The organism is Cellulomonas sp. A375-1 (assembly GCF_001040865.1).
Taxonomy (GTDB): Bacteria; Actinomycetota; Actinomycetes; order Actinomycetales; family Cellulomonadaceae; genus Cellulomonas; species Cellulomonas gelida.
Genome location: NZ_LFKW01000110.1, coordinates 1 through 2,497, shown reverse-complemented (window position 1 = coordinate 2,497; position 2,497 = coordinate 1). Strand labels below are relative to the sequence as shown.

At 74.4% G+C, this 2,497-nt stretch carries 2 protein-coding genes; both read right to left on the bottom strand.

Going from position 1 to position 2,497, the window contains the following annotated elements:
• Positions 1 to 691: LacI family DNA-binding transcriptional regulator (locus CWIS_RS11540; RefSeq protein WP_082156410.1), on the bottom strand; the 691-nt coding region annotated here is incomplete at its 3' end.
• A partial coding sequence (locus CWIS_RS18945) for a glycoside hydrolase family 2 protein (RefSeq protein ID WP_048343447.1) occupies positions 688 to 2,497 on the bottom strand: 1,810 nt, incomplete at its 5' end. The genes CWIS_RS11540 and CWIS_RS18945, both read right to left, overlap by 4 nt.

Sequence of the window (2,497 nt, the reverse complement as noted above, 5' to 3'; positions counted from 1 at the left end):
GCGGGGGGTGCGCGAGCCGGCACAGCGCGGAGTCGTCCCACGCGAGCAGCGACAGCCGGTCGGGGACCGGGACGCCCATCTCGGCGGCGACCTGCAGGCCCGCGATCGCCATCACGTCGTTGTCGTAGACGATCGCCGACGGCGGCGCGCCCCGACCCAGCAGCGAGCGGGTCGCGCGCGTGCCGGACTCCTCGAGGTAGTCGCCCTCGACGACGACCCCCTGCACGCCGAGCCGCTCGCACTCGGAGACGAACGCGTCCGTGCGGGCCTGCGTGTGCGCGAGCGCGGCCGGTCCGGACACGCGCGCGAGGCGCCGGTGACCCAGCGCCGCGAGGTGGCCCACGGCGTCGCGCATCGCGCGCCCGTTGTCGATCCACACGTTGGTGAAGGGCAGGTCGGGCGTGGGGCCGCCGACGACGACGGTCGGGATGCCGAGCTCGGTGAGCACGTCCAGGCGCTTGTCGACGAGCGCGACGTTGACGACGACCACCGCGTCGACGCCGCCGTCCGCCCAGCGCCGGTACGCGGCGATCTCCGCGTCGTGGTCCGGCACCACGTGCAGCAGCAGCGAACGGCCCTCGCCGGAGAGCCGCTCCTCGATGCCCGAGATGAGCTCGGCGAAGAACGGCTCGATGCCCAGCAGGCGGGCGGGCCGCGCCAGCACGAGCCCGACGGCGTCTGCGTGCGTCACGCCCGCGAGCCTATCGGCGCGGTCACCACCACCACGTCGTTCGCGCTGCGCAGCACGGGTCGGGACGTCAGCGCGTCGAGGTCGAGCGCCGCGTCGGTGCGCACGCGGAACGTGACGCTCGTGCCGGCGGCCAGGTCGACGAGCGCGTCGTCGACCGTCGCGGCCGGGTCGAGCCGGTCGACGAGCAGCGTGACGTCACGCGCGAGCGACCGGGCCCGCACCGTGACCTCGTACCCGCCCGCGACCGGTGCGGCGCTCGCGGTGAGCGGGGAGGGGTCGAGGCGCAGGTCGACGTCCTCGCGCCACACGTGCACGGCGCGCTGGTCGTCGAGCCGGACGACGAGGGCCTCCGACGTGTCGTCGTCAGGGACGGCGACGTCGTCGGGCAGCGGGACCAGGCCGACCGAGCGCGGCTGGACCGCGACCTCGAGCGCGACGCGTGCGCGCTCGTCGCCGGTCAGCGACTCGCGCTCGACGTCCAGCCGGCCCGTCCACGGCTCGCCGGTGTCGTTGACGACCGCGACCACCAGCCGGTCGTCGCGTGGCTGGACGGTGAGCAGCCGGGGCGCGTTCGCGTGCCGCAGCGCCCACCACAGGGGCTTGGGGCGCTCGTCGCCGTCCACCGCGGCCCACGACGTGACCGGCCAGCAGTCGTTGAGCTGCCACACGATCGAGCCGGCGGTGCGCGGCCACCACGAGCGGTGGTGCTCGGTCGCGAACGCGACGGCGCGCGCCTGGTTGAGCTGCGTGGCCCAGTGCCAGTCGGCGAAGTCGTCGGGCACGCCGAGGTGCGGCGCCAGCCCACGGTCGAGCTTCCCGTTGCCGTCGTCGGCCTTCTGGTGCAGCAGGAACGTCGGGTCGTGCTTGTCGGTCACCATGACGCCGCGCTCGTCGCGCACCGCGCGTTCCAGCGTGGCCCAGGTGGGCGGGCCCTGGAAGCCGAACTCCGAGCAGAACCGCGGCACGTCGTCGCGGTAGTGGGTGTAGTCGACGCGGTTCCACACCTCCCACTGGTGGTGCGTGCCGTGGTCGGGGTCGCACGGGTGCACCTCGTCGGGCGCGAAGCCGGGGGAGGAGGGGCTGTTGTCGCTGTACGGCCGGGTCGGGTCGAGCTCGGCGACGACCGCGGGGAAGATCTCAGCGGCGTACCGCAGGCCCCACGTGAGGTCCCCGAGCTCGTCCTTCCACCCCCAGTCCTCGTGGCCCCAGACGTTCTCGTTGCCGCCGTTCCAGATCACGAGGCTCGGGTGGGGCGCGAGGCGGACGACGTTCTCGCGGGCCTCGGCCTCGATCTCCTCGAGCAGCGGCGACTCCTGCGGGTACGCGGCGCACGCGAGTAGGAAGTCCTGCCAGACCAGCAGGCCCCGCTCGTCGCACAGCTCGTAGAAGTCGTCGCTCTCGTAGATCCCGCCGCCCCAGACGCGCACCAGGTTGAGGTGCGCGCCGAGGGCCTGGTCGAGCCGCCGCGCGAGCCGGTCGCGCGTGATGCGCGTGAGCAGGTGGTCGTCGGGGATCCAGTTCGCGCCGCGGACGAACACCTCCCGGCCGTTGACGACGAGCGTGAAGCGCGTGCCGTGCGCGTCGCGGCGGCGGTCCACGGCGACGTCACGGAAGCCGATCCTGCGGTGCCACCGGCCGAGCACCGCGCCGCCGGAGGTGAGCTCGATGCTCGCGTCGACGAGCGGCTGGGCGCCGTGGCCGACGGGCCACCACACGGGCGCGTCGGGGACCTCGACGACGAGTGTGCCCTCCAGGTGCCCCGGTGCGATCGTGCCCGTGACCTCGACGTCCGCGACGCGCGCGCGC